Below are 26,085 nucleotides of genomic sequence, written 5' to 3'. Positions count from 1 at the left end.
AGCAAGATGTCGGGCCCACGCCAAAACCGCGGTACGCAACCCTCCGAACTGGACCAGCCGACCATCTCCGAATCGGATGGCGTGCGTTACCTGCACTTCAATACCGACTGGATCCAGGGCGCCATGCGCCTGCAGGATCCCGCCGAGCTGGTGCTCGAATACACGGCGCAGATGATGGCCTGGCTGTTGTTCCTGGAGCCGCCGCGCGAACAGGCCATCGGCCTGCTGGGCCTGGGGGCGGGCTCGCTGGCGCGCTTCTGCCTGAAGCGCACGCGCAGCCCGGTGGTGGCGGTGGAGTGGAATCACAAGGTGACCGGGGCCTGCTATATGTTCTTCCGCCTGCCGGGTTCGTCCCGCCTGACGATCGAGCATGCGGACGCCGGCGTGTGGGTGGGCGATCCGGTGAATGCCGGTAGCTGCCCCGTGTTGATGGTGGATCTGTACGATGCCCAGGCGCGCGGTCCGGTGCGCGATTCGGTGAAGTTCTATCGCGACTGCCGGCGCGTGCTGGGGGACACCGGCATCCTGGCCGTCAACCTGTTTGGCGAACACGACAGTTTTCCCCGCAATATCGACAACCTGAGCGCGGCGTTCAACGGCCGCCTGGCCTTGTTGCCGGAAATCGACGCCGGCAACCGCATCGTGCTGGCGTTCTCCGGCCCGCCCATCGCCATTCCTGCTGCCGACCTGCTGGCCCGGGCGGAGGTGGTCGAGTCGACCTATGGCCTGCCGGCCCGCCGCTGGGCCCGCTCGCTGGTCGGCGATGCCAAGGATGGCGTGGTCAGCTACTAGATAACGGGTATTGCGCGGGGCAGGCGGCCGCCTCCGCCTGCGTCGCCCTGGCTCGGCATCCTGCGCCTCCCCGGAGCCCGGCCGCCGCGCGTCCCTGCGCCCCTGAGCAAAAACCCGGGGGGTACTTCTCCCAATATCGCAGTTATAAACTTAAGCATACAATGTGTAACTTCCAGTACGGGAGTGCATATTTGTAGCCTTGGGTCTGTTATGGCCATGGGCGTGCACTCGACAGTCCGCGATGCTTCGGACCCGGCTGGCGCAGTTATTGCCCCGACCGGGTAAGCCTTCTCCGAGCGCTGTGAGAGACAGCGAGTGCCCATGACCGACGCGTATCTATCCATCTGCGCTGACTGTGTGACAGACCACTTCCTGTCGGAACAAATCGCCGCCAGTGGAAAACCGGGCAAATGCATGAGCTGTGGCCAGGAGGGGCAGCAGTGCTGGCCTCTCGAATTGCTGGCCGAACATGTTCGAGCCGTGTTCGACGTGGACTACTGCCTGCGCGAGGGGGTATCTCCGACTGCCATCGTGGAGAACCTGACGGGGCTTTCAGACTCGATCTGCGAAGAGATCCTGGATCGTTGGGGGGATATCACCTGCCTCGACGATGCGGAACCGGCGGACGAGGATGCCTTCGGCTCGGACGCCTGCCAGGCTGACGACATCGACGCCGAGACGCTCGAACTGCAATGGCGAAAAATCCGCGCGGAGCTGCTGCCTGCGGCCCCCGTACTGTCCGACCGCGTCGTGGTCTGAAGAACCCCTGTCTCCGCGCTTGCGTCGGTGCAAATCGCGCCGGCTAAGCCGAGCACGCAAAACCAACCACCTGCGGGTGGTTGTTTTTTTCCATGGACACTGCCTGCCGTCCGCGCAATGCGGATGGGGCCTAGGGGTTTTCTCGCATCCTCGGATAGTCGCGCCGGGACCGGCGCGACAAGGTCATAGGGGAGTCGCTATTGGATTCCCTAAGGGAATCTTATTTGCGCTAATTATTCCATTGACGATCCTATTGGGGCCGCCGCACAGTACGGCGACTTTCCCACCAGGATCTAACCTTATGCAATGGATAGCAGATCGGCTGGACTTGATACAGCCGTCGCCCAGTATCTCGGCCATGAATCGTGCCAAGGCCCTCATCGCCGAGGGCCAGGATGTCTGCAATATGGCCGCGGGCGAGCCGGATTTCCCCACCCCGCCGTTCATTATCGAGGCGGCGCACAAGGCCTTGCTGGCGGGCGAAACCCGCTACACCGCGGTCGACGGCACGCTGGCATTGAAACGCGCGATCTGTGAGAAGTTTTCCCGCGAGAATGGCCTGGCGGTCACCCCTCATCAGGTGTCGGTCGGCGCCGGCGCCAAGCAGGTGCTGTACAACGCCTTCACCTGCTCGGTGAATCCCGGCGACGAGGTGATCGTGCCCGCGCCTTACTGGGTTTCCTATCCGGATATCGTCAAGCTCAATGGCGGCAAGCCGGTCTTCATCCCGACCGATGCCGCCCGCGGCTTCAAGATCTCGGCCGCCCAGTTGCGCGCCGCCATCGGCCCGCGCACGAAATGGCTGGTGCTGAACTCCCCCAACAATCCCAGCGGTGCCATCTATACCGAAGACGAACTGCGCGGCTTGGGCGAGGAACTGGCGCGCCATCCGCATGTGCGGGTGTTGACGGACGACATCTACGAGCATGTGCGCTATGACGATGTACCCTACGCGACCTTCGCGCAAGTCAATCCGCGGCTGGCGGACCGCACGCTGACGGTCAACGGCGTGTCCAAGACATTCGCGATGACGGGCTGGCGCATCGGCTACGCCGCCGGGCCGCGCGACCTCATCAAGGCCATGGAGAAACTGCAATCGCAGACCAGCGGCAATCCTGCCGCGGTGAGCCAGGCCGCCGCCATTGCCGCGCTGCAGGCGCCGCTGGACTTCTTCGAGGCCTGGCGCGCGGAATATCAGCGCCGCCGCGACTACATCGTGCGCAAACTGGACGGCCAGCATGGGCTGGCTTGCCCGACCCCGGCCGGCGCGTTCTACGTCTATCCGTCCTGCGCGGCCTTCATCGGCAAGCGCACGCCTGCCGGCAAGGTGATCGAGAACGACAGCGACTTCGTCATGTACCTGCTGGACGAGTTCAAGGTCGCCACCGTGCAGGGCGCCGCCTACGGTGTCTCGCCCGCGTTCCGTATTTCCTTCGCCACTTCGATGGACGTCATCGAAAAAGCCTGCCAACGCATTCTTGAAGCCTGCCGTGCCCTGACCTGACCTGACCGACCCACACCCTCCATCGTCGTGCAACAACCTTCCAAGGGGAATATCCATGAAAAAAATCATCACTGCCGCTTTGTTGGCATTCACGATCTGCGGCGCGGCGTCAGCCGATCAACTGGCGGACATCAAGGCCAGGAAAACCTTGGTGTGCGGGGTGTTCGGTGACCTGGTGCCGCTGGGTTTCGAGGATCCCGCCACGCGCAAGCCCGCCGGCTTCGATGTCGATATCTGCGCCGCCATTGCCGACAGCCTGGGCGTGCAACTGCAGATCAGCACGGTTTCCGTGGCCGCGCGCATACCGGCGGTGAGCACGGGCCGTGTCGACATCGTCGCCGCGGCCCTGGGCTACACGGCCGACCGCGCCAAGCAGGTGGAGTTTTCTTCTGCGTACTACCAGACGCCCATTCCCCTGCTGGTGAAGAAGGATGGTCCGTACAAGACCTTCGCCGATCTCAAGGGCAGGAAGGTCAGTGCCATCCGCGCGTCGACGCCGGAACTGTTCGCGCGCCAGGCCTTGAAGGATACCGAGGTCATGACGTTCGACGACGGCCCGGCCGCCTACCTGGCGCTGCAACAGAACAAGGTCCAGGCGATGGCCATCTCGCAAGGCGCGGGCATCGGTTTTCGCAACCGTTCGCAGGGTGGCGTCGTCTTCATGGACGAGGTGCTGCATTGGGAGCCGGAGTGCATCGGTGTGAAGAAGGGCGAGACCGCCTTGCTGGGAGCCGTCAACAAGGCGTTGGACGATCTGGAGACTTCCGGCAAGCTGCAGGTGATCTGGGATAAATGGTTCGGCCCGGACACGGAGTACAAGCTGAAGCGCGACCGGAAAGTGACTCCCCTGGCGCAGATCCAGGCCCAGTAATCGAGTAGCTCTCCGGGGCGGCGGCGCCGCGCCGGGGACTGGCAGGGAGTCATCATGTTTTCCTCTTCCTCGTTTGACATCCTGCAGCAGCGGGATGTCATGCTGCTATTCCTGCAGGGCCTGGGTGTCACCTTGAAGCTGTTCGCCTGGTCCGCGGTGGCCGCGTTCTTGCTGGGCGCCGTCCTGGCATCGCTGCACTTCGTCGGCAGGGTGCCGTCGCTGCTGGTGCAAGTCTTCGTCGGTTACCACCGCAACGTGCCCGCGATCGTGCAGTTCATGGTCTGGTATTTCGGCGTTCCGCAACTGTTCCCGCAATCCTGGACAGGATGGACCGACGCGCATCTGAGCGGCTTCTTCTTCGCGGTGGTCGCGCTCACGCTGAATGCGGCCGCCTATATCTCGGAAGACCTGCGCAGCGGCTTCCGTGCCGTGCCGCACGGCCAATACGAAGCCTCCAGGGCGCTGGGATTGAGTTACGTGACGACCTTGCGCAGGGTGCTGATGCCGCAGGCCGTACGGGCATCCCTGCCGGCCCTGATCAACCAGGCCATCAGCCTGTTCAAGGCGACCAGCCTGGCCATGGCGATAGGCGTTGCCGAGATGATGTACATCGCCCGGCAGATCGACGGCGCAACGTATGCGACCTTCGCGTCCTATCTGGTTCCCACCGTGCTGTATCTCGCCTGCACCCTCAGCCTGATGGCTTGCGGCGAGTGGCTGCAAAACCGCCTGGCGACGAGGTAAGGACATGCTGGATATTCTCGACCGCTTCGGCCTGTCGCTGTTGATCGGGCAGGCTCCCCATGGTCCCCTGGGCGGCGTCGCGCTGACGCTGCTCATGTCGCTGGCGGCTTTGGTGCTGGCGTTTCCCCTGGCCATCCTGGTCGCGTTGGCGCGCCGTTCGACCTGCACGCCGATACGCCGCGTTGCCGCCGTGTACGTCTATGTGATCCGTGGCATTCCGCTGCTCCTGCTCATTTTCTGGGCGTACTTCGTCCTGCCTTTGCTGACGGGCTTCGATGCGCCGGCTTCGGTGACGGTGGTGGCGGCACTCATCGTCTATGAGGCGGCCTTCCTGGGCGAGGCCATACGGGGCGCCATCGCGGCGTTGCCCGCGGGCCAGATGGAAGCGTCCCGCGCCCTGGGCCTGGGGTATTGGAAGACCGTGCGCCATGTGATCCTGCCGCAGGCGCTATTCAATTGCCTGCCCAGTATCGTGAACCAGTTCATCATGATCGTGAAGGACACATCCCTGGCTTATATCGTGGGCGCGCACGAGGCAACCTTTGCCGCCACCCAGATCAACGCGCAACTGCTGACTCAACCGCTGCGGGTCTACCTGATCCTGGCGGGTATTTATTTCGTGCTGTGCTACGCGCTCAGCCGGCTCTCGAAATTACTTGAGCGTCGGGTGACGCTGCGCCGCAATCGGCCCATCGCCCAAGCTCCCCTGACGGAGGCTTCCGCATGATCAGATTCATCGCCGTGAACAAGCGCTATGGCGATTACCAGGCGCTCGACAACATCAACGAAGAAGTCAACGCCGGCGAAGTGGTGGTGGTGTGCGGTCCATCCGGGTCCGGCAAGTCCACGCTGATCCGCACGGTCAATCGGCTGGAGCCGATACAAGGCGGCCGCATCGAGGTGAATGGCGAGAACGTCGCGGCGGACGGCGTCAATGTGAACGGCCTGCGTTCGCGCATAGGCTTCGTCTTCCAGCAGTTCAATCTGTTTCCCCACCTGTCCGTACTCGACAACATCATGCTTGCCCCTGTGCAGTTGCGCCGCAAGACGCGCCAGCAAGCGAAGTCGCAGGCGCATGCGCTGCTGGAACGGGTCGGGCTGGCGCACAAGGCCGATGCCTATCCGACGCAACTGTCGGGCGGCCAGCAGCAGCGCGTGGCCATCGCGCGGGCCTTGGCGATGGAGCCTCCCGTGATGCTGTTCGACGAACCCACCAGCGCGCTGGATCCGGAGATGGTCGGCGAGGTGCTGCAGGTCATGAAGGAGCTTGCTCGCGAGGGCATGACCATGATCTGCGTGACCCATGAGATGGGCTTCGCCCGGGAAGTGGCCGATCGGGTGTGGTTCATGGCCGATGGCCGGGTGCTGGAGCGCGCCGAACCCCAGGCATTCTTCCAGGCACCGGAACATCCCCGCGCCAGGAAGTTCGTCGCGGATATACGCGCCGCATGAACGAGACCGCCGTGCGGCCTGGCTCGGCGCAGGCACTGCTGGACGTCCTGCTCGACGCGTCGTTCGAACTCGCCCAGCGAGAGCCTATCCTCGGTCCGGCCTTGCGCCGGCTTGCCGGTCCGGCGCCGAGCCTGGCAGGGTGGCTGGCCAGATTGCTGGGCGGCCGCCTGGCCGACGCGGACATCAACGCCGCCAGGCTCACCAATCTGTTTCTGGGGCAGTATCGGCATGCGCCCCAGCTTCTGCAGTTGGCCGTGGGCGATGTCGCCGCCATCCTGAGGCGGGATCCCGCCAGCCGCGGCGCCCTTGACGTGGTCCTGCATCACAAGGGATTCAAGGCCTTGCTGGCGCATCGCCTGGCCGGCAGCCTGTGGCTGGACGGCAGGCCGGATATGGCGCGCTACCTGCAGGAGATGGCGGGGCGGGTGTTCAGTGTCGACATCCATCCCGCCTGCCAGGTGGGCGCGGAGGTCATGCTGGATCACGTCACCGGCATCGTCATCGGCGAGACGGCCAGCATCGCGGATGGCGTGTCCATCATGCAGAACGTGACCTTGGGCGGTACGGGCAAGCATGCCGGCGAGCGCCACCCGAAGATCGGCACGGGTGTCCTGATCGGGGCGGGGGCGGTGCTGTTGGGCAACATTACCGTGGGCGCGCGCGCACGCATTGGCGCGGGCAGCGTCGTCCTGCGGGACATTCCCGCCGGCGCGACCGCGGTCGGCGTGCCGGCCCGCATCATTCCCGCGGCAGGCATGCCCGCGCCGGACGGCGTGCCGCCGCCGGCGGAGGACATGGAGCATGCCGGACGGGGGCGGGTCCGGGCGCCCGCGCCCTGAGTCCGGCTGCGCCCGGCGGCCTGGCCGCGGCTACTTAGCTACCGCGCCGGGAGGCCGCGTAGCGGGCCTTGTTTTCTTCGTTCATCGGATACAGGCCCGTCAGCGGTGCGCCCTTGCGGACCTCGTCCAGGATCCAGGCTTCGGTCTGCTCCTGGTCGAGTGCCGTCTCCAGTACGTCGTCAAGCAAGGCCGCCGGGATGACGATGGCGCCGTCCTCGTCGGCCACGATGATGTCATTGGGCATGACGGCGACGCCGCCGCAGCCGATGGCATCCTGCCAGCCGACGAAGGCCAGTTGCGCTACGGCGGGCGGCGCGGAAACACCGCTGCTCCAGACGGGCAGTCCGGCAACCTGGATGCCGGCGCGGTCGCGCACGGCGCCGGCGGTGACCAGCCCGGCTACGCCGCGCTGGTGCATGCGGGCGCAAAGGATGTCGCCGAAGATCCCGCTGTCGACGATGCCCGCGGTGTCGGCGATGGCGACACATCCGGCCGGCATGGCTTCCACGGCGGCCCGCGTGGACGTAGGCGAAGACCACGAGGCGGGCGAAGTGATGTCTTCCCGTTGCGGGATGAAGCGCAGCGTGAATGCGGGACCGACGATACGCTTCTGTCCTGGCATCAGGGGCGCCGTCTGCCGGATCCAGATGTTGCGCAGGCCTTTCTTGAAGAGAATCGTCGTCAGCGTCGCGGTGGTGACCTGGGAAAGCGTCTCGACGATGTGGGGAGCCAGGGGCGTGGTTTGGATGTCCATGAGCGGATTGGGCCTACGTGGAAGGTTCAGATGCTGGAGATGAGTCCACCGTCGACGCGGACGATGGATCCCGTGATGTAAGCCGCGCGCTGGCTGGCAAGAAAGGCCACGAGGTCGGCGTATTCCTGTGGCTCGCCGTAGCGCCCGACGGGAATGGCAGCGGTACTCTGCCTGCTGATGTCGTCGACGGACTTGTTTTCCCGGCGGGCTTTTTCTTCATCGAGGAAGCGGATGCGGTCTGTCGCGATGCGGCCCGGCACCACGATGTTGGCGGTGATGCCGTCGGCAGCGACCTCGCGGGCCAGCGTCTTCGACCAGCCGACCAGGGTGGATCGCAGGGAATTGGACAAGCCCAGATTGGGGATGGGGGCGATGACGCCGGACGACGTACTGGTGACGATGCGGCCCCAGCGGCGTTCACGCATGGCCGGCAACACCGCATCGGTGATCGCAATCACGGGCAGCACCATGCTTTCGAAGCGCTGGCGCCACGTGGCGGTGGGCTGGCCGTTGACGGGCGAGGGCGCCGGGCCGCCGGTATTGTTGATGAGAATATCGATGTGCCCGAGCTTTTCGCGTATCGCGGCCAGGCGGCCTGCAATGCCGTCGAGGTCGGCCAGGTCCCATGGCAAAGCCAGTGTCCTGGCGGGATCGAGCGCGGCGGCGGCGTGGGCGGCGGCCTTGTCGTCGATGTCGGCCAGGGCTACCCGGGCGCCTTCCCGGGCCAGGGCTTGCGCGATAGCCGAACCCAGGCCTCCGCCCGCGCCCAGTACGAGTGCCGTTTTGTCTTCAAGTCCGAGATCCATGTGATTCCTTGTTGCGCGTTTTGATGGTCGGTATGTGCCGCAGCCGGTGAGATAAGATGCGGCAAGTGAATTCATTCGAATGAGAGCATCGCCTCGGGACCTGCATGATCACGCTCAAACAATTGGAGGCCTTCTACTGGGCGGCTGAGCTTGGCGGACTCGATCCTGCCGCGCAGCGTCTCAATACCACCCAGTCGGCCATCTCCAAGCGGCTGCAAGAGCTTGAAAGCGTGCTGGGGATAGACCTGTTCGACCGCAGCAGGCGTCGCGCGCAAATCACCCCGCAAGGCGAACGCTTGCTCACCTACGCGCGCGAAATGTTGTCGAACCGGGATCGCATCATGGATCTCAGCACGGCGTTGACGCCCGTGACGCGCACGCTGCGACTGGGCGTCACCGAGCTGACGGCGATGACGTGGTTGCCGGCCTGGATCCAGCGCATACGCAACAGCCATCCCCAGGTCACCCTTTCCCCCGTGGTGGACACCAGCGTCCGCCTGGTGGAAAGCGTGCGCGCCGGCGAGCTCGACATGGCGGTCGTGCCCGATGCTTTCCGCGACACGCATTTCGAGACCGTGCCGCTGGACTCGGTCGAATATGCCTGGATGTGCAGTCCTGCCTATCTGGACGGGGTCGACGATGTGCCCTTGCGCGCGCTCGCCGAACACACCATCATCGTCCAGCTGCATGCGTCCGGGCTGGGCGATATGGTCGGACGGTGGCTGCGCGAGAACGGCGTGCAGATCGAGAACTCGCTGTCCAGCAGCAGCCTGGCCGCGCTGGCGTCGCTGACCTTGTCCGGCCTGGGCATCAGCTACCTGCCCCGGCGCATGTTCGATCCGGCCATCGGGTCCGGGCAACTGCGGGTGATACACAGCACGCCGGCGTTGCCGCGCGTGCCCTACGTCATGCTGTATGACCGGTCCGCGGCTGACGACTTCATTCGCTTCGTGACGTCGCTGGCCACCGATACATGCGACTTCACGCGGGCGTCGTCCGCCTTCATGCCCATGCGCTAGGCCACGGCCGGCCGGGCAGGCCTCGTGCGGCATTCAGTCGGCCACGATGTGTTGCGACGTCGCCAGTTGCTTCCAGCCGTCGAGTTCTTCGAGCACCTGCTTCTTGTACGCGTCGGGCGTGCTGCCTATCGCCTCGGTGTCCAGCTTGCCGAGACGCGTACGCACCTCCGGTGAGTCCACGGCTTTCTTCACCGCGGCATAGAGCCTGTCCACCGTCTTCGGATCCATCTGGGCGGGGCCGATCAGGCCATACCAGGCGCGCGTGCTGACAGTGGGAAGGCCTGCTTCGGCGAACGTGGGCACCTGGGCAAGGGCGGGAATGCGGTGATCGCCGGATACGGCCAGGGCGTGGATGCGACCCGTCTGCAGGTAAGGCCAGGAAGAGGCCAGGGCGTCGAATATCACGTCGACCTGGCCTCCCGTGACGTCATTCAAGGCCGGGTTGGCGCCGCGATAGGGGATGTGGGTCAGCTTGGTGCCGCTGGCCACTTCGAAGCGTGCGCCCATGAGGTGGGCGACCCCGCCCGTGCCGCCCGATGCGAACGCAAGCCTGCCGGGACTCTTCTTTGCCAGCTCGATGAACTGCGCCAGCGACGTGGCGCCGGAGGAGGGGCCCGCGGCGATCAGCATGGGCATCGCCGCGACATTGCTGATGTAGGAGAAATCCTTGGCGGGATCATAGAGGGCCTTCGGCGCGGTGGCGGGGGCCGTGCCCAGCGTGCCTACCGTGGCGATACCTATCGTGTAGCCATCGGCGGGCGCGCGGGCAATTTCCATGGTGCCGACACCGCCGCCGGCGCCGCCAGGACGGTTCTCGACGATCAACGCCACCCCCAGATCCTGCGCCATCTTGTCCGATACCACCCGGGCGATGATGTCCGCGGTGCCACCTGGCGGGAAGGGCACGATCATCCTGATCGGCTTGGAAGGATAGGTATCGGCCGATGCGGCCATGGGGGCCAGGGCGGCTGCCGCCAGGCAGGCTGCAAGAACTCTCCACTGCATGTTGTCGTCTCCTCGTCTTTATTGGCTTTTGCCGTTTACGCCGATGAGACTAAGGGGGGATGATCTTTGCAACAAGCGATATTAATTCCCACAATTCATGAAAATTTTTCGCTTATAGGGCGAGCATCCTGCCCTGTCGCCGCCGTCGCCGGGCGCGCCGGCATGCGGCATGGCGGGCCGTGTCTCCGCCATGTGCACGATGGCCCGCCTGCCATCCAGCGCTTGCAATGTCGGTGGATCGGACTACCATGGAGGTCTCCATAATTATGAATTACGGAACCCCCATGAACGCGCCCATCGTCCGTCAAGCGCTGTACCTGGAAGCGGCTGACCGCTTGCGCGCCATGATCCAGTCGCGCGCGTTGGCGGCGGGGGAATGGGTCGATGAATTGCGTCTGGCGGCGCAGCTGGGAATATCCCGCACGCCTCTGCGCGAGGCGCTCAAGCTGTTGGCCAGCGAAGGCCTGGTGCGCCTGGAACCGCGCCGCGGCTGCTTCGTCAACGAGTTGTCGCCACGCGACCTGGACGAGATCTTTCCGCTGATGGCCATGCTGGAAGGCCGCTGCGCGCACGAAGCCGCGCGCAAGGCCCGGCCGGAGGACATGGCGCGGCTGCGCGGGCTGCACGACACCCTGCAGGCGCATGCCGCCGCCGGCGACATCGACGCCTACTACGAAGCGAACTACGTCATCCACGAAGCCATCCAGGCCCTTGCCGATAACCGCTGGCTGTCCGACATGATCGGCAACCTGCGCAAGGTGCTGAGCCTGTCGCGCCACAAAAGCCTGGCCTTGCCCGGCCGCATGCAGGCGTCCTGCGCCGAGCACATGGCCATCTACGCCGCCATCGCCGCCCATGACGCCGAGGGTGCCGAAGCCTTGGCGCGCGGCCACCTGCTGCGCCAGCTCGACGCCCTGCGCGTGCTGGACGCGCAGCAACCCCGGCCCATCCTGGCGCCGGGCCTGACCCCGGGTCTGACCGCGGCGGCGGCGACGACAGCCGCGTCGTCGTCTGCCGCTCTGAATTCCGTCGCCGCGACGTCCGCCGCCTCGACATCCGTCATCCCCCCCGCCCCGCATCCCGATATCCCGGAGCCCGACCATGAACGATCCGCAAGTGCAAGCCCCCGTGCGCGCCGCGCGCACGTCTGACAATGCCCTCACGCCGGCGCGCAACAGCGGGGTTGCTACCGTGCCTGCCCCCACCGCGCAGGACGCCGCCACCGTCCAGGAGGTGGGCGCCGAGGCCGGTCTGATGGCGCGCCTGGTGCGGCTGTGGGAGCGCGATCGTTTCCCCAGCACCGATGCACTGCTGCCGCTGTTCGCCGCGCGCTCGACCGATGTCGCGGCCAACCGCCTGGCGGCCGCCTGGTGCCAGAGCTATACGGCGGCCGACGCCAAGGGGCGGCGCGCCATGCTGACCATGCTGGCTGCCTGCCAACCCGCCGGCCAGCCCGATGGCGAGCCCGCCGCGCGCGTGTTCCGCCGCTTCAACAACCAGCCCGACGGTCTGCGCTTCCTGGTCAGCCTGCGCGCCGACATGCTGCGCTGGCGCAAGCAGGTCAGCGGCCTGCCGGCCCTGGACAAGACGCTGGAGGGCCTGCTGTCGGCATGGTTCGACGTGGGCCTGCTGGAACTGCGCCGCCTGACCTGGGACAGCCCCGCGTCCCTGCTGGAAAAGCTGATCATCTACGAGGCAGTGCACGAGATCCAGTCCTGGGATGACCTCAAGCGCCGGGTCGCGGAAGATCGCCGCTGCTATGCCTATTTCCATCCGCAGATGCCGGATACGCCGCTGATCTTTGTCGAAGTGGCCTTCGCCACGCAGATGGCCGATAACGTGCAGGCCTTGCTGGACGCGCGCCAGCCGGCGCAGAACCTGGACAAGGCACGTTGGGCGATTTTCTATTCCATCTCCAATACGCAGCCAGGCCTGCGCGGCATCAGCTTCGGCAATTTCCTGCTCAAGCGGGTCATCGATGCGCTGGTGGATGACCTGCCCAAGCTGAAGTCCTTCGCCACCTTGTCGCCCATCCCCGGTTTCAACGAATGGCTGGGCAAGCTGGACGCCGAGGCGGTGGAGGCCATCGTGCGCGACAAGACGCGCGAACGTCCCCGCCAACGCGTGCCCGACGGCGCGCGCTGGGTGGCGCGCCTGAGCCGGGCCGGCACGGGGGCGGGGTCGGAGACCGTGCGGCGGGCCGGGCACAAGCTGGCAGTGCACTATCTGCAGTCGATCAAGAACGGCCAGCCCGTGGATCCAGTGGCGCGCTTCCATCTGGGCAACGGTGCCCGCATCGAGCGCCTGAACTGGGGCGCGGACCGGTCGAGCAAGGGGCTGGCGCAATCCTCGGCGATGATGGTGAACTATCTGTACGAATTGGACGCCTTGGACGACAATCTGACCCGGTTGGGTGAGGGCAAGCCCGCCATCAGCCGCGCCATCGCGCGCATGTCCTGAGTGGGGAGATCGCATGTCCGCAGCGTCATCGCCGCCCGCGTCAGGGGCCGGGCCTCAGGCTCGGACCCTGCGCGGGGCTGAGGCCCAGCCTGGGGCCGCCCCCCACGCTCGGTCCGCGTCCGGGCAAGTGCGGTATGAGCGCGACGGCGCAATCGCCTTCGTCACCCTGGATCATCCTGGGCGGATGAACGCCATCACCGTCGCCATGTGGCGGCAGTTGGGGCAGGTATTCGGCGAGCTGGCGGCGGATCTGTCTGTGCGCTGCGTGATCGTCGCGGGCGCGGGTGGAAATTTCGCTGCTGGCGCCGACATCCGTGAATTTCCCCAGGAGCGGGGCGATAGCGCCGCGGTGCAGAATTACCACCGCAATATCCTGGCGCCCACCCTGCGCGCGATCGCCGACTGCCCCCATCCGGTGGTGGCCAGCATCGAAGGCGTCTGCGTGGGTGGAGGCCTGGAAATCGCCAGCCAGTGCGATCTGCGTATCGCCGGTGCGTCGGCGCGCTTCGGCGTACCCATCAACCGCCTTGGTTTTCCCATGGCGCCCGACGAAATGCAGGGCCTGCTGGCCCTGGCCGGGCCCGCCGCGACCCTGGCGCTGCTGCTCGAAGGCCGCATCGTCGACGCCGCCGAGGCGCATGCGCTGGGCCTGTTGACCCGGGTGGTGGCCGATGCCGAGGTGACCGCTGCGACCCAGGAATGCGCTGCCCGTATCCTGCGCGGCGCCCCGCTGGCGGCGCGCATCAACAAGCGGACCCTGCGCCGGCTGGCGCGTGGTGAACCCTTGCAAGAAAAAGAATATCCTGGCTTTTTTTCCTACGCTGACAGCCATGATCATCGGGAAGGCGTGCGTGCCTTCCTGGCAGGTGAAGAACCAACATTTTCCGGAGACTGAAGACGGTGAGTAATGCCAATCTGTATGCCGTGCTGGAGGCGGGTTTCCCGCAAGACCGCGGATTAGTGGCCCTGGAGACGCCGACGCTGCGTTACACCTGGGATGACATCGATCGCGCCAGCGCCTGCCTGGCCAATCTGCTGAAATCGCTCGACTTGCCCAAGGGCGCTCGCGTGGCCGTGCAGGTGGAGAAGTCGCCGGAGGCGCTGTTGCTGTACCTGGCCACGCTGCGTGCCGGGCTGGTCTATCTGCCGCTGAACACGGCCTACCGCGAAGCGGAGATCGAATATTTCCTGGGCAATGCCGAGCCTGACGTGGTGGTGTGCGCCAGTGCCAATGAAGCGTGGGTGCGCAAGCTGGCCGACAAGACGGGCGCGGCGCACGTATACACATTGGACGAAGACCGTACCGGCACGCTGCTGCAGGCCGCCGCCACGCAGCCGCAGACCTTCCGCACGGTGCAGCGCGATGCCGCCGACCTGGCCGCCATTCTGTACACGTCGGGCACGACCGGCCGCAGCAAGGGGGCCATGCTGTCGCACGGCAATCTGGCGGCGAATGCGCGCACGCTCAATGAGTACTGGGGCTGGCGTAGCGACGATGTACTGCTGCACATGCTGCCCATCTTCCATGTGCACGGCTTGTTCGTGGCGTCGCACGGCGCCCTGCTGGCTGGCGCGAAGATGATCTGGCTGCCCAAGCTGGACATCGAGCAGGCCTTGCATTACCTGCCGCAAAGCACGGTGATGATGGGCGTGCCCACCTACTATGTGCGGCTGCTGGCCGATGCGCGCTTCACGCGCGAAGCCTGCGCCCGCATGCGCCTGTTCATCAGCGGTTCGGCACCGCTGCTGACCGAGACCTTCAACGAATTCCAGACGCGCACCGGCCATACCATCCTGGAACGCTACGGCATGAGCGAGACCGTCATGCTGACGTCCAATCCCTACGACGCCGTGCTGGGGCCGCGCGTGGGTGGCACCGTGGGGCCGGCCTTGCCGGGCGTGGACGTGCGGGTGGTCAACGACAAGGGGGTGGCCTTGCCGCCGGGGGAGATCGGCAATGTGCAGGTGCGCGGTCCGAACGTGTTTTCAGGCTACTGGCGTATGCCGGAGAAGACGGCCGAAGAGTTCACCGAGGATCGCTGGTTCAAGACCGGCGACGTCGGCCGCTGGGGCGGCGAGGCGGCCGGGCATCCGATTCCGGTCGATTATCTGTCCATCGTCGGGCGCAGCAAGGACCTGATCATTTCCGGCGGGTTCAATGTCTATCCCAAGGAAATCGAGAGCATCATCGATGAAATGCCGGGGGTGGCGGAATCCGCTGTCATTGGTGTGCCGCATGTGGACTTTGGCGAGGCCGTGGTCGCGGTGGTGGTGCCGCGCGCGGGGGCCAATCTGGATCCGGCCGCCATGCAGACGGAATTGAAGACTCGGATCGCCAACTTCAAGGTGCCCAAGCGGATCCATGTTGCCGATCAGTTGCCGCGCAACACCATGGGCAAGGTACAGAAGAACGTGTTGCGGGATACGTACGGGCAAGGGTGACGGCGGGCGTTGATCCTGCCGCCCGGCTGGCCTCGTGCCGGCCGGGTGGCGCCGGAGCGTGATTCAACGTCAGTGTGATCAACGTCATTGTGATGCAACAGGAGGATGCGCCAGAAAAATATCGCCAAGGTGGTTTGCGTAAGAACAGTAATAACGACGGCCCGCATGGCGCTGTCACAACCGATGGGTTATTGCCCATCCTACGCAGCATCGGGAGGAGAGACATGAAGCTTCGAAACAGCATCGCGGCGTGTGCCGCCGTGGCGGCCGCGGTCGCGGCATCGATCGTTCCCCAGTCGGCGCGGGCCGACTGGCCGGACCGACCCGTCACCATCATCGTGCCGTTCCCCGCGGGCGGCGGCACCGATACTTTCGCGCGACCGTTGTCGGCGCAATTGACGCAGCAGATGGGCCACGCCGTGGTCATCGACAACAAGGGTGGCGCCGGCGGCACGGTGGGCGCGGGCGTGGCAGCCAAGGCCAGGCCCGATGGCTACACCTTCTTCATGGGTGGCGCGCATCATGCCCTGGCGCCTTCCTTGTACAAGCAGCTCAGCTACGACATCCAGAAGGATTTCGTGCCGGTGGCCTTGTTGGCGCAGCCGCCGCAGGTGGTGGTCATCAACACCGGCAAGCTGCCCGTCAAGACGCTGCAGGAGTTCATCGCCTACGCCAAGGCGCGGCCGGGGCAGATCAATTTCGGCACTGCGGGCAAGGGCAGCACGCATCACCTGGCGGGCGAATTGTTTGCCATGCAGACGGGGATAGATCTGGTGGATGTGCCTTACCAGGGCGCCGGGCCCATGATGTCGGCCTTGATGGGCGGGCAGGTGGATCTGGCCTTCGATGGCTTGGGATCGTCGGCCCAGCAGATACGGGCGGGCACCATCAAGCCCTTGGCGGTGGCTTCGGCGCAGCGTTCGCCCAGTTTCCCGGACGTACCGACGGCGGCCGAGGCGGGCGTGAAGCATTTCGAGGTGTCGACCTGGTATGCCTTATGGGCACCCAAGGGGACACCGCAACCGGCGATCGACCGCATGATTCGCGAGGTGAAGGTTGCCTTGAACACGCCCAAGCTCAAGGAGCAATGGGCCAGCAATGGTTCTGATGTTCCGGACCTGAGCGGCCCGGCCTTCGGCGCCTTTGTCGATAGCGAGATTACGCGCTGGGCGAAGGTGGTGAAGGATGCGGGGGTGACGTTGGATTGATCGTGTTGGTTCAGCCGCCGCCGTTATCGGAAGGGCGCTGATACTCTTTCTGCGTGCAAACCTCGCGCACCAGCGCAAGGTTTGCCGCGGTTTGCTGGTCGTGGTTTTCCAACACCTCCGCGGAAACGGCCTGGCCGACCAGGTAGACCTTGGCTTTCTGGGCCTCGCGCATCAACTCCGCCTCCAGCGTGCGCAGCGCATCCAGCGGCAATACGCGTATCAGCGACGAGATCAACGACGTCTGCGCCGTGAGCTTCCCGAACAGTGCTTCGACGGTAATCGTTTTCATGGTCGGCCTTTTGGTGAGATTTCGGGCAAAAGCTTCGCCTGTTGCACTAGCGGTTCTGCCTGAAGCGGGGGCGGTGGTCGTTGCGGGTGCGCACGTGCGTGCCCGCGTGGCCACCATCATATCCTCTGTTGCCCGCCCTGCCGCCGCCGGTGGTTCTGGCTGATGCAGCGCGTCACGTCTTCTGGCTACAAGGCGGTTGTCCAGGCGATTGCCCGTAACCGGGCAACGTGAATGCCAGGCGTGGCTCATTGACCTTATCCCCGTCAACTGCGATGCGCGACGCACTCGCGCGTGATTATGAGGCCATGGGCACCGTGATCTTTGGACCCTTGCCGGATCTCGCAGAGGTGCTCGGATCCATGCAGGACCTGGAGGTGCAGCTGAACTCACTGGCTTTACTGGCGACCTAAACAGCTGGCGGTAGGCATCAATAGGTGTTGCTTATGAGTGCAATAGCCACATTGCCACGATTTTTGGAAAGGTCATTTGGTGGATAGCGGGTTTATCCCTAGGTCTTGCGAGCGCAGAATTCAGTCATCGGGAACAGCAACAGACCTCCCGGAATTACCCGGCAAGGTCTGCTCCCAACTGACTAGGACTAGGAGAACTGCCATGAAAACCATCGCCACCTCGCTCATCGTTTCGTTTGCCCTGATTGGTGCCGCCCAAGCCGGCACGCCCCGCGGCGACATCGATAACGTGCCTTTCCAAGGTAGCTACAACCAGGTCGACAACTCGACCAGCCGTGCCCAGATTCAAGCCGAACTGCAACAAGCGAAAAACGAAGGCCTGGTTGCCTTCGGTGACAGCGACAACGTCGCGTTCTCGGCCCAAGCCGATTCCAGCGTGTCGCGTGCCCAAGTTGCTGCCGACGTTGCGAAGACGCCCGGCGCCACTGCCTTCGGTGACTCGAACAACGTACCGTTCCAAGGCTGATCGCAGGATTGCAGTGAACAACTCGACAGGCAGCCTACGGGCCTAGCCTGCTGTGAGCAAACCGCGCGCATGAGCGCGGTCCGAATGAAAGTCCGGCTCGCCAGGCGTGCTGGCCTGACGGGTTTCCCGGCGAGAGGCGGGACGCAGTTCAGGATGTCCTCTCGATGCGGTATGACGACCCCGGGTCTTCTGGCCCCGGGGTCGTTTTATTTCTGTGTTCTGGAAAAACTGGAGTTGCGGCTTGGAACCGAATCAGCGCAAGATCGACTCAGGGTTACCTCAGACACTCGACCGGCGGACCGTCTTCAGGTGAACGCCATGTCCACGGTCGCAATTTATCGATGGCCCTCTCCAACAAGCGTTTCTGCCTTGACGCCCCGTTTCCGTTGACGAGGTGAGAGGGTGAGCGCGCCTGCCACTTCGCACAGACCCTCTGATTCATCTCAGGCCATGGCGCCAGGATCTGGTGCCTGCCATCCTCGAAGTCGACATTTCAGTGACTATGTGGTGTACGTCGATGAAAGCGGCGATCATTCATTGGTGAGTGTCGACAAAGACTATCCTGTCTTTGTTCTTGCATTGTGCATCTTTCACAAACGGCACTACGCGGAAAAAATTATTCCTGCCGTCGAGAGGTTGAAGTTCAGCTACTTTGGTCACGACAGTGTGGTCCTGCACGAGAACGAGATCCGTAGGCAGAAGGGGAGCTTTTCATTCCTGGTCCATCGCCCGACGCGAGAGGCATTCATGAACGATCTGACTTCCATCATGGAAGCAAGCAACTTCATTCTTATCGCCTGCGTGGTGGACAAGGCTCGCGTGAGCAGAACGGCAGAAGCCGTTTCCAACCCCTATCACATTGCTTTAGGCATCTGCCTGGAAAAGTTGTGCGGCTTTCTTGCGGAGAAAGGGCAAGTTGAAGCTACCACGTATGTGGTCGTAGAGTGCCGCGGAAGGAAAGAAGACACGCAGTTGGAACTCGAATTTCGTCGTATTTGCGCCGGTAATCATCCTGGCAATCGAGCCTTGCCGTTCGACATTGTCTTTGCAGACAAAAAAGCCAATCTGGTGGGCTTGCAACTGGCCGATTTGGTGGCCCGGCCCATAGGTCTCAGCTACATCCGGCCGACGCAATCGAACCAGGCGTTCGCCTTGCTTAAGATGAAGTTCTTCTGCGATGGCGGGCGCCTGCGTGTGGGCACGGGGTACGAGGACGCAGGATTGATAATTTTTCCGCCCCAGAAAGCGAAAGGCCCCGGTGTACCCACCGAGGCCAAGACGCCGACCGGGAACCCCCAATCCACTTAGGACTCCAGTCTAACCCGAATCACCTCTGCAAGAAATTCCACCAAATGAGGCATAGCGTACCGAAGGCAGCCGCGTTGCCTGGCACGGATAGTCGCTACTTATAGGGCCAATAGCCACATTGCCACGATTTTTGGAAAGGTCATTTGGTGGATAGCGGGTTTATCCCTAGGTCTTGCGAGCGCAGAATTCAGTCATCGGGAACAGCAACAGACCTCCCGGAATCACCCGGCAAGGTCTGCTCCCAACTGACTAGGACTAGGAGAACTGCCATGAAAACCATCGCCACCTCGCTCATCGTTTCGTTTGCCCTGATTGGTGCCGCCCAAGCCGGCACGCCCCGCGGCGACATCGATAACGTGCCTTTCCAAGGTAGCTACAACCAGGTCGACAACTCGACCAGCCGTGCCCAGATTCAGGCCGAACTGCAACAAGCGAAGAACGAAGGCCTGGTTGCCTTCGGTGACAGCGACAACGTCGCGTTCTCGGCCCAAGCCGATTCCAGCGTGTCGCGTGCCCAAGTCGCCGCCGACGTTGCGAAGACGCCCGGCGCCACCGCTTTCGGTGACACGAATAACGTACCGTTCCAAGGCTGATCGCGGGGTCGCCTGATCAGCGATCGCTGATCAGCGATCGCAAGCTCGGTCGATGAAAGTTCTGCTGACCGACAACCACCTGATCGCGCATCGCAATGTAGTAACGCGGCCCCATGTCTCTTCGCATGGGGCCGTGTCGCTTTCCACTGCAAGGTCGAGGCTCTCTCGTGCCCGGCTTTATTGCGCGTTGGCGGTTGCGCCTAACCCGCTCCAACGCGTCATGTCACGTCGCAGAAGCGTAGCCAGTGCTTGCGCGCTGGCATCTTCACCCGACGGAATCGTTGCGCCCGCGACGCCGAGCGCATTGCGGTAGGCCTTGTCTTCCACGAGGGACGCCGTCGCGGCCCGCAGGCGAACCTGCGCTTCATCCGGCGTCTGGCGTGGCGCGAACAGGCCATACCATGCGGTAAAGACCTGCAATGACGGCACGGTCTCGCCCAACGCCTGCATGCCGGCCACAGGCGAATGTCCCGCTTCGGAAAGGCTTGCAAGCGCGCGCAGTTTGCCGCTGTCCAGCATGGGTTTCAGATTGGTGTACAGGTCGCAGATTGCGTCTATCTGTCCGCCCAGCAGATCCACCAGGGCGGGGCCCGTGCCTTTGTAAGGCACTTCCGTTGCCCCTGCGTGTGCGGCTTCGGTGATCTGGCGCAGGCAAAGCGAGGATGCCGATCCCACGCCGGCCGTGCCCCAGTTGAGCGCCGATGCCGTCTTCCGGGCAAGCAATTCGCGCGGTCCGGCGATGCTTGACGACGCCTTGACTGCTATCACCATTGGCACGTCGGCGACGACACCCAATGGCACGAGATCGCGCCGAAGGTCCGCGCCAAGTTTCGGATAGAGTGCCGGCAACGTCGCCAGACCCACGTGTTGAAGGAGCAGGGTGTAGCCGTCTGCCTTGGCGCGTATTGCCCGCAAGGTGCCTATCGTGCTGCCGGCGCCCGGGACGTTCTCGACAATGACGGCGACGCCGAGCTGCGCGGCCAGGGTATTGCTGACTTGCCGCGCAACCAGGTCCATGGGGCCGCCGGCCGCATAGGGCACGACCAGCGTGACAGCGTGTTCGGGATACCCCGCAGCCTGTGCAGGCGCGGCCAGCAATGCGATGCCGATGCCTGTCGCACCCGATGACAGCAGCAGACCGGTCAGCCGCCGCGGGAGGGGCACGAAAGCAGCCATCCGGCGTAGGGAAGGCATGAAAGCGGTCCTCATCGCACCGGTTCCTCGCCACGCAATTTGGCGGCGGCGGCCTTGACTGCTGCCTCGCGCAACGCCCGCCGTTCAGCGCCGGCCGATACGCAGCGCTGCACGATTTCGGCGCGCGAGGTGAACGGTGTCCCTCCCGGGAAAGGCGGCGCGGGATCGTATTCGATTTGCAGTTGAATCTGTTCCGCAGCGGCCTGGTCCAGAACGTTGGCCACTACCAGCAACGCCATGTCAATGCCCGCGGTGACGCCGCCCGACGTAAAGTACTTGCCGTCTATCGTGGTCCGATCATCGACGGGCCGTGCCCCGAATTCGGCAAGAAGATCACGGGCCAGCCAGTGGCAGGATGCGCGGCGGCCTTGCAGCAGACCTGCGGCGCCAAGCAGCAGGGAACCGGTGCAGATGCCGAAGACCCACTTGGCCGAAGCCGCCTGGGTGCGGACGAAATCCACCCATGTCGGATCCTCCAACGCGGCATCCGTTCCGGGACCGCCGGGAACGACCAGCAGATCGCACGGTCCAGCTTGCGCGACAGTCGTGGTCGGCACCAGCATGAGGCCTCTATCCGTGCGGACGTTTCCTGGCGCCTTGGCGACCAGCTCGCATTGAAAACCCGGAGCACGAACCAGGACTTCATATGGACCCGTCAGGTCCAGTTGCGTCACACCTTCGAACAGCGCAAAATTTGCACGCATTGCTGTATTCCCCTTGTGTATGGCGGCCGCAGTGGCCGCTTGAGTGAATCCCGGCGGGATGTCCAGCTGTCGATAATAGGAATGCGCACGGTCATGCCCCTGCCAATTCACAATCAAACCGTGCCATCGCTTGTCCTCTTTCTGGTTTACCCAGGCTTTCAGCCGGTCGACCTGGCAGGTCCGTTGCAAGCCTTCGCCACCGCGGCGGAAGAGGGTGGGGTGCATTACGATTTGCGTATCGTCAGCGCGGCTGGTGGTCCTGTGAAAGGGGCAGGCCCGTTCGAGGTTTCAACCGAGCCGTATGCCGCCTTGGCGGACCGGGTCGATACGCTTATCGTGCCTGGCGGGCCGGGCGTCGATGACGCATCGAAGGATGCGCTGGTCGTGCAGGCGGTAAAAACGCTGGCGGCCGACGCGCGACGGGTCTGCGCGGTTTGTACTGGCGCGTTCCTGCTGGCTTCCACGGGATTGTTGAATGGCCGCTCAGCGTGTACGCATTGGCGGGCGGCGGAACGGCTGGCGTCGGCTTATCCCGAGGTGAACGTCGATCCGCAGCCTATCTATCTGCGAGACGGCAGGGTGTACACCTCTGCCGGCGTGACCGCGGGTATCGACCTCACGCTCGCGCTGATAGAAGAGGACGCCGGTCGCGTGTGTGCGCATGCTGTGGCGCGCAGATTGGTCGTGCATATGTGGCGTCCTGGCGGACAGGCGCAGTACAGCGATGCCCTACGATTCCAGGACGTCGAAGCCCAGCCGTTCGCGCCGCTGCTGGCGGAGATGGCCGCGCGGCCCGCGGCGCCGTGGCGCATCGCTGACATGGCTGAAGCGAGCAACCATTCGGTGCGATCGTTCTATCGGAAGTTCGTCGAAGCGACGGGGGAGGGGCCTGCCTCCGCGCTCGAACGTATCCGTGTGGAATATGCTGGCGCGCTGCTCGGCTCGACCAGCGCGTCGCTCAAGGAGGTGGCGCGGCGCAGCGGCTTCGTTTCCGAGCAGGGCATGCGCCGCGCGTTCCTGCGCACAACTGGCCGCCTGCCGTCGTCGCTGCTACGGCCGGATGCGGCGGGAGGCGCCATGAAACCTGTTCCGATACCACGATAAGAAACGGAGTGTGGTCCTTTGCGCGATCCGTCATTCTGACTGGGTCATTTCAAAGGAACTTCAACATGCATGTCACCGCACACCCGTCCATTCTTTATTTCGGCACGCCCGTCGCGTTACTGAGCACCGTCAATGAAGATGGCTCGATCAACCTGGCGCCTATGTCATCGGTGTTCTGGATCGGCTGGCGCTGCTATCTGGGCCTGCAATCCATCTCGAAGACCGTCGAGAATATGCGTCGCAATGGAGAGTTGGTAATCAATCTGCCGTCACCGGCGCAGGTCGAGGCCGTCGATCGGCTCGCGCGAACCACGGGGTCCGATCCCGTTCCGCAGGATAAGGTCAAGCGCGGCTACTACCATGTGAAAGACAAGTTCGCGGCCGCCGGACTCACCGCCGTTGCGGCGGAGACCGTGGCGCCGCCGCGGGTGGCGGAGTGCCCCGTGCAACTCGAAGCCGTCTTCGAACACGAACACAGCTATGACCAGGACGGTCCTTTGAATGGGTACGTGGCCGTGCTGGAAGCGCGTATCAAACGCGTCCATGTCGACGAATCCATTCTGATGGCGGGCAACCCGAATCGGATCGATCCTGACAAATGGCGCCCGCTGATCATGAGCTTCCAGGAGTTTTACGGCCTGGGGCCCAAGCTACACCCGTCGAGACTGGGTGAAATCGCCGAAGAGCTATATCGCACGCCAGATTTCGAGCGCGCGCAGGCGGCTTTGCTGGCGACGTAGGCCGCTGTCGGCGGGCTTCAATAGGTGCTGCTTATGAGCGCAATAGCCACATTGCCGCGATTTTTGGAAAGGTCATTTGGCGAATAGCGGGTTTATCCCTAGGTCTTGCAAGCGCAGAATTCAGTCATCGGGAACAGCAACAGACCACACGGAATTAGCCGACACGGTCTGCTCCCACTGACTAGGACTAGGAGAACTGCCATGAAAACCATCGCCACCTCGCTGATCGTTTCGTTTGCCCTGATTGGTGCCGCCCAAGCCGGCACGCCCCGCGGCGACATCGACAACGTGCCTTTCCAAGGTACCTACGGCCAAGCCGATAACTCGACCAGCCGTGCCCAGATTCAAGCCGAACTGCAACAAGCGAAGAACGAAGGCCTGGTTGCCTTCGGTGACAGCGACAACGTCGCGTTCTCGGCCCAAGCCGATTCCAGCGTGTCGCGTGCCCAAGTTGCTGCTGACGTTGCGGCAACGCCCGGCGCCACTGCCTTCGGTGACTCGAACAACGTGCCGTTCCAAGGGTGATCCCGGGATCGATGAAGTATGAATCTCGGGTTTGTCTGCTTGCCGGTCGCAAGGTCGCCGGGGACGAATCGCGAGATCGCGGTCAAGAATGCGGCGGGCAGCCGCGACTGGCTGGTCCGCGAATAGTAAACCGCGCCATGCGCGCGATCCCAACATAAGTCCGGCTCGCCAGGCGTGCTGGCTTGGCGGGTTCTCCGACGAGAGGCGGGGTGCAGTTCAGAATGTCCTCTCGACGCAGTACGACGGCTCCATGTCTCCTCGCATGGGGCCGTTTTTTTAGCGAGTCGCGGGTGAGCCGACTACCGCGACGCCGCGAGTAGCGCGCGGTAAGTAAAGACCCAGACAGCGATCGTTGGCGCCGGCGACGACCCATGGGTGCGATAGGTAGGTCTGCTGCCGATAGCTGCCGCCTGCCGCGAGGTCCATGTACTTCACACGATTGCCGTCGAAGCCGAGCCAGTAGACGGTTACGCGCTCGTCAGAGTCGTTCAAAAAAGTCACTTCCGTTGGCGTATGGCTTTCGATCGACGCCAGACTTGCCTCATGTTCACACGGAAGCACGGGCAATGAGCGCTTCATGTCATCGTTGGTCGACCCGCGATCCTCGGACGAGAGTTCCAACAGCCGCTGCCGATACTGCAGAGACAGGCAGCGCGCATCTTTGCGGCATGCGTTTCGCCGGCTCAGCCAGCCTAGTTCGTCCCGCCGCAATGCCTCGGGCGAGTTGGTGTCCCGCAGGGAGATTTGATACTGGGCGCTCAGTGCTTCTTCGAGCTTCGACAGATCGGGATCGCCGCAGATGGTGTGCTCTGCATCGTTTCTGGCGGCAGCGCAATCGAAGGCAGCCGCGCTGGCGCTGAAGGCAAGGAGCAATGTTCCCAACAGTGCGCTCGATGCGTAATTAGTCATGTATGCCACAGGCTTTTGTCTATATGCGTGATTTTCGGGATGACACATCGGAACTCAGCAGGACTCTAATCCATGACGTTGAATTGTCAACCATCCCTAGGTTTGCCCATGCGCTACCCAGCAGCTGGCGTCCTGGATCGTACAAGTTCGTCCCATGGAGCAGGAGAGGGGAAAACTTCCTGCAAAAAGCTCACAAAGGCCTTTAAGGAAATGGACGTAGACCTGCGGATCGCGAAAACGTCCCTGACTGCCAAGAAAGGTCATTTGGCGGATAGCAGGTTTATCCCCAGGTCTTGCAAGCGCAGGATTCAGTCATCGGGAACAGCAACAGACCACACGGAATTAGCCGAAACGATCTGATGCACTCATGGCGTATCGCGATTCTCCGTGGAAGAATCAATTCTGGACGTTGGCGTGCAGCGGCATCATCATCCGCGGGTCTCAAATTTCGAAAATGTCATGGACCCATTGCAACTATTGGACTACTTGATATCCCAAGGTTGGAAAGCGCTTGCCACTCGATCGCGCGATCGTTTTTACGTACTGGAACATGACGCTTACCCTGCGCGCCAGATCGTGTTCCCGATGGACGAGTCGGTCTTCGACTATGAGCGTTGCGTGTCACGCACGATAGAGCATCTGTCGAGTTTGACGAGCGTTCCCGTGCCTACGCTGCTTGCGAGAGTTCGACTCTGGCGGGACGATGGCATTCGTCCGACCACCACGGCTCGCTGCCAAGAAGACGAAATTCGTCCGGCAATCACGACCCTCAGCCAGGACATGCTGGAAGTGCTTCTCGCCGATGTCAAGCCCTTGGTCGGTGGCGGGGTTGGCGTTTTCGTCGGCACCGTGGAATGCCTGGACGGTTTCATCGACAGGGGTGGGCGCCGAGCCGGGGACGCGATGCTCAACCTGCTCCTGCCTGGCGGGGGCCGCATGGTCTTGGCGTCAGTGACGCTCGACGCGGACGGCTATGAAAAGGCGATCACCGCGCATAAGACGATCGGTGCCTACGTGAGAGTCATCGGTCGTTTGTGTACGGGTGGCCATCCCACGCGCTTGATGGGCGTCTCCCTGTTCGAGATACTGGACCAGCCTCTGCGCCCGGTGCATTGACCGGCGCCAACC

The 26,085-nt window shown here is 63.6% G+C and carries 28 protein-coding genes; 21 read left to right on the top strand and 7 right to left on the bottom strand.

The annotated features are described in order from the left end of the window. Window positions 1-6 precede the first annotated feature (6 nt). From CEY05_RS10275 to epsC, 8 genes are all read left to right on the top strand, one after another. On the top strand, window positions 7-792 hold the full coding sequence (locus CEY05_RS10275; RefSeq protein WP_088598363.1) for a spermidine synthase: 786 nt from the start codon (window positions 7-9) through the stop codon (window positions 790-792). Window positions 793-1,113: 321 nt separating this feature from the next. Then, on the top strand, window positions 1,114-1,551 hold the full coding sequence (locus CEY05_RS10270; RefSeq protein WP_143220358.1) for a hypothetical protein: 438 nt from the start codon (window positions 1,114-1,116) through the stop codon (window positions 1,549-1,551). A gap of 301 nt (window positions 1,552-1,852) precedes the next feature. Then, a complete protein-coding gene (locus CEY05_RS10265) occupies window positions 1,853-3,055 on the top strand; it encodes a pyridoxal phosphate-dependent aminotransferase (RefSeq protein ID WP_088598361.1) in 1,203 nt (400 codons plus the stop codon). A 55-nt stretch (window positions 3,056-3,110) separates the two neighbouring features. Continuing rightward, window positions 3,111-3,926 (top strand): transporter substrate-binding domain-containing protein, encoded by an 816-nt coding sequence (locus tag CEY05_RS10260; RefSeq protein WP_088598360.1) that lies wholly within the window; start codon window positions 3,111-3,113, stop codon window positions 3,924-3,926. Window positions 3,927-3,980: 54 nt separating this feature from the next. Further along, window positions 3,981-4,670 carry an amino acid ABC transporter permease gene (locus CEY05_RS10255; RefSeq protein WP_088598359.1) on the top strand — a complete coding sequence of 230 codons (690 nt, stop codon included), beginning with the start codon at window positions 3,981-3,983 and terminating at the stop codon, window positions 4,668-4,670. Between the two features lie 4 nt (window positions 4,671-4,674). Next, window positions 4,675-5,397, top strand: coding sequence for an amino acid ABC transporter permease (locus CEY05_RS10250; RefSeq protein WP_088598358.1), 723 nt, complete (start codon window positions 4,675-4,677; stop codon window positions 5,395-5,397). Beyond that, window positions 5,394-6,122 (top strand): amino acid ABC transporter ATP-binding protein, encoded by a 729-nt coding sequence (locus tag CEY05_RS10245; protein WP_088598357.1) that lies wholly within the window; start codon window positions 5,394-5,396, stop codon window positions 6,120-6,122. The genes CEY05_RS10250 and CEY05_RS10245 overlap by 4 nt, the downstream gene beginning before the upstream one ends. Next, the gene (gene epsC, locus CEY05_RS10240) at window positions 6,119-6,961 is read left to right on the top strand and encodes a serine O-acetyltransferase EpsC (RefSeq protein WP_088598356.1); all 843 of its coding nucleotides are present in this window, start codon (window positions 6,119-6,121) and stop codon (window positions 6,959-6,961) included. Before CEY05_RS10245 ends, epsC begins: the two co-directional genes overlap by 4 nt. A 34-nt stretch (window positions 6,962-6,995) precedes the next feature. Here epsC and CEY05_RS10235 read toward each other — a convergent pair whose 3' ends face one another. Both CEY05_RS10235 and CEY05_RS10230 read right to left on the bottom strand, forming a co-directional pair. After that, on the bottom strand, window positions 6,996-7,715 hold the full coding sequence (locus CEY05_RS10235) for a ribonuclease activity regulator RraA (RefSeq protein ID WP_088598355.1): 720 nt from the start codon (window positions 7,713-7,715) through the stop codon (window positions 6,996-6,998). 26 nt (window positions 7,716-7,741) lie between these two features. Then, window positions 7,742-8,521, bottom strand: a complete 780-nt coding sequence (locus tag CEY05_RS10230; protein ID WP_088598354.1) for an SDR family oxidoreductase — start codon at window positions 8,519-8,521, stop codon at window positions 7,742-7,744. Between the two features lie 104 nt (window positions 8,522-8,625). Between CEY05_RS10230 and CEY05_RS10225 the strand changes: the two genes are divergently transcribed. After that, window positions 8,626-9,540, top strand: coding sequence for a LysR family transcriptional regulator (locus tag CEY05_RS10225; RefSeq protein ID WP_088598353.1), 915 nt, complete (start codon window positions 8,626-8,628; stop codon window positions 9,538-9,540). Window positions 9,541-9,573: 33 nt separating this feature from the next. Here CEY05_RS10225 and CEY05_RS10220 read toward each other — a convergent pair whose 3' ends face one another. After that, window positions 9,574-10,545 (bottom strand): tripartite tricarboxylate transporter substrate binding protein, encoded by a 972-nt coding sequence (locus CEY05_RS10220; protein WP_088598352.1) that lies wholly within the window; start codon window positions 10,543-10,545, stop codon window positions 9,574-9,576. A gap of 284 nt (window positions 10,546-10,829) precedes the next feature. Between CEY05_RS10220 and CEY05_RS10215 the strand changes: the two genes are divergently transcribed. From CEY05_RS10215 to CEY05_RS10195, 5 genes are all read left to right on the top strand, one after another. Next, window positions 10,830-11,696, top strand: coding sequence for a GntR family transcriptional regulator (locus CEY05_RS10215; protein WP_088598351.1), 867 nt, complete (start codon window positions 10,830-10,832; stop codon window positions 11,694-11,696). Beyond that, window positions 11,647-13,005, top strand: coding sequence for a malonyl-CoA decarboxylase domain-containing protein (locus CEY05_RS10210; protein ID WP_088598350.1), 1,359 nt, complete (start codon window positions 11,647-11,649; stop codon window positions 13,003-13,005). The genes CEY05_RS10215 and CEY05_RS10210 overlap by 50 nt, the downstream gene beginning before the upstream one ends. A 151-nt stretch (window positions 13,006-13,156) precedes the next feature. Beyond that, entirely contained in the window at window positions 13,157-13,900 is a 744-nt protein-coding gene (locus tag CEY05_RS10205) for an enoyl-CoA hydratase/isomerase family protein (RefSeq protein ID WP_255407759.1), read from the top strand. Between the two features lie 5 nt (window positions 13,901-13,905). After that, window positions 13,906-15,447 carry a malonyl-CoA synthase gene (locus CEY05_RS10200; protein WP_088598348.1) on the top strand — a complete coding sequence of 514 codons (1,542 nt, stop codon included), beginning with the start codon at window positions 13,906-13,908 and terminating at the stop codon, window positions 15,445-15,447. A gap of 224 nt (window positions 15,448-15,671) precedes the next feature. Continuing rightward, a complete protein-coding gene (locus tag CEY05_RS10195; protein WP_088598347.1) occupies window positions 15,672-16,655 on the top strand; it encodes a tripartite tricarboxylate transporter substrate binding protein in 984 nt (327 codons plus the stop codon). A gap of 10 nt (window positions 16,656-16,665) precedes the next feature. Here the strand turns inward: CEY05_RS10195 and CEY05_RS10190 are convergent, their stop codons facing one another. Further along, on the bottom strand, window positions 16,666-16,944 hold the full coding sequence (locus tag CEY05_RS10190) for a hypothetical protein (RefSeq protein WP_088598346.1): 279 nt from the start codon (window positions 16,942-16,944) through the stop codon (window positions 16,666-16,668). A gap of 612 nt (window positions 16,945-17,556) precedes the next feature. On the opposite strand from CEY05_RS10190, the gene CEY05_RS10185 reads away from it, so the two are divergent. From CEY05_RS10185 to CEY05_RS10175, 3 genes are all read left to right on the top strand, one after another. Continuing rightward, the gene (locus CEY05_RS10185; protein WP_088598345.1) at window positions 17,557-17,880 is read left to right on the top strand and encodes a DUF4148 domain-containing protein; all 324 of its coding nucleotides are present in this window, start codon (window positions 17,557-17,559) and stop codon (window positions 17,878-17,880) included. Between the two features lie 507 nt (window positions 17,881-18,387). Next, window positions 18,388-19,188 carry a DUF3800 domain-containing protein gene (locus CEY05_RS10180; protein WP_233161446.1) on the top strand — a complete coding sequence of 267 codons (801 nt, stop codon included), beginning with the start codon at window positions 18,388-18,390 and terminating at the stop codon, window positions 19,186-19,188. Between the two features lie 269 nt (window positions 19,189-19,457). Next, complete coding sequence (locus CEY05_RS10175) at window positions 19,458-19,781, top strand: DUF4148 domain-containing protein (RefSeq protein ID WP_088598343.1); 324 nt, start codon at window positions 19,458-19,460, stop codon at window positions 19,779-19,781. A 177-nt stretch (window positions 19,782-19,958) separates the two neighbouring features. On the opposite strand, the gene CEY05_RS10170 is transcribed toward CEY05_RS10175, so the two are convergent. Both CEY05_RS10170 and CEY05_RS10165 read right to left on the bottom strand, forming a co-directional pair. Continuing rightward, window positions 19,959-20,975, bottom strand: a complete 1,017-nt coding sequence (locus CEY05_RS10170) for a tripartite tricarboxylate transporter substrate-binding protein (protein ID WP_158219311.1) — start codon at window positions 20,973-20,975, stop codon at window positions 19,959-19,961. Between the two features lie 11 nt (window positions 20,976-20,986). Then, window positions 20,987-21,679, bottom strand: a complete 693-nt coding sequence (locus tag CEY05_RS10165; RefSeq protein ID WP_088598341.1) for a DJ-1/PfpI family protein — start codon at window positions 21,677-21,679, stop codon at window positions 20,987-20,989. A 183-nt stretch (window positions 21,680-21,862) separates the two neighbouring features. Here CEY05_RS10165 and CEY05_RS10160 point away from each other — a divergent pair, with 183 nt between their 5' ends. The 3 genes from CEY05_RS10160 (at window position 21,863) to CEY05_RS10150 (ending at window position 24,048) form a co-directional block, all read left to right on the top strand. Continuing rightward, entirely contained in the window at window positions 21,863-22,783 is a 921-nt protein-coding gene (locus CEY05_RS10160; protein WP_233161445.1) for a GlxA family transcriptional regulator, read from the top strand. 65 nt (window positions 22,784-22,848) lie between these two features. Continuing rightward, on the top strand, window positions 22,849-23,523 hold the full coding sequence (locus CEY05_RS10155; protein WP_088598340.1) for a flavin reductase family protein: 675 nt from the start codon (window positions 22,849-22,851) through the stop codon (window positions 23,521-23,523). 201 nt (window positions 23,524-23,724) lie between these two features. Next, window positions 23,725-24,048, top strand: coding sequence for a DUF4148 domain-containing protein (locus CEY05_RS10150; RefSeq protein ID WP_088598339.1), 324 nt, complete (start codon window positions 23,725-23,727; stop codon window positions 24,046-24,048). Between the two features lie 276 nt (window positions 24,049-24,324). Here CEY05_RS10150 and CEY05_RS30890 read toward each other — a convergent pair whose 3' ends face one another. Next, complete coding sequence (locus tag CEY05_RS30890; protein WP_158219310.1) at window positions 24,325-24,957, bottom strand: hypothetical protein; 633 nt, start codon at window positions 24,955-24,957, stop codon at window positions 24,325-24,327. Between the two features lie 387 nt (window positions 24,958-25,344). Between CEY05_RS30890 and CEY05_RS10140 the strand changes: the two genes are divergently transcribed. Further along, entirely contained in the window at window positions 25,345-26,073 is a 729-nt protein-coding gene (locus tag CEY05_RS10140; protein ID WP_143220355.1) for a hypothetical protein, read from the top strand. Window positions 26,074-26,085: the final 12 nt, after the last annotated feature.

Origin of the sequence: Achromobacter sp. HZ34 (assembly GCF_002209485.1) — a bacterium.
GTDB lineage: Bacteria > Pseudomonadota > Gammaproteobacteria > Burkholderiales > Burkholderiaceae_B > Bordetella_C.
This window is presented reverse-complemented; position numbering and strand designations above follow the sequence as displayed.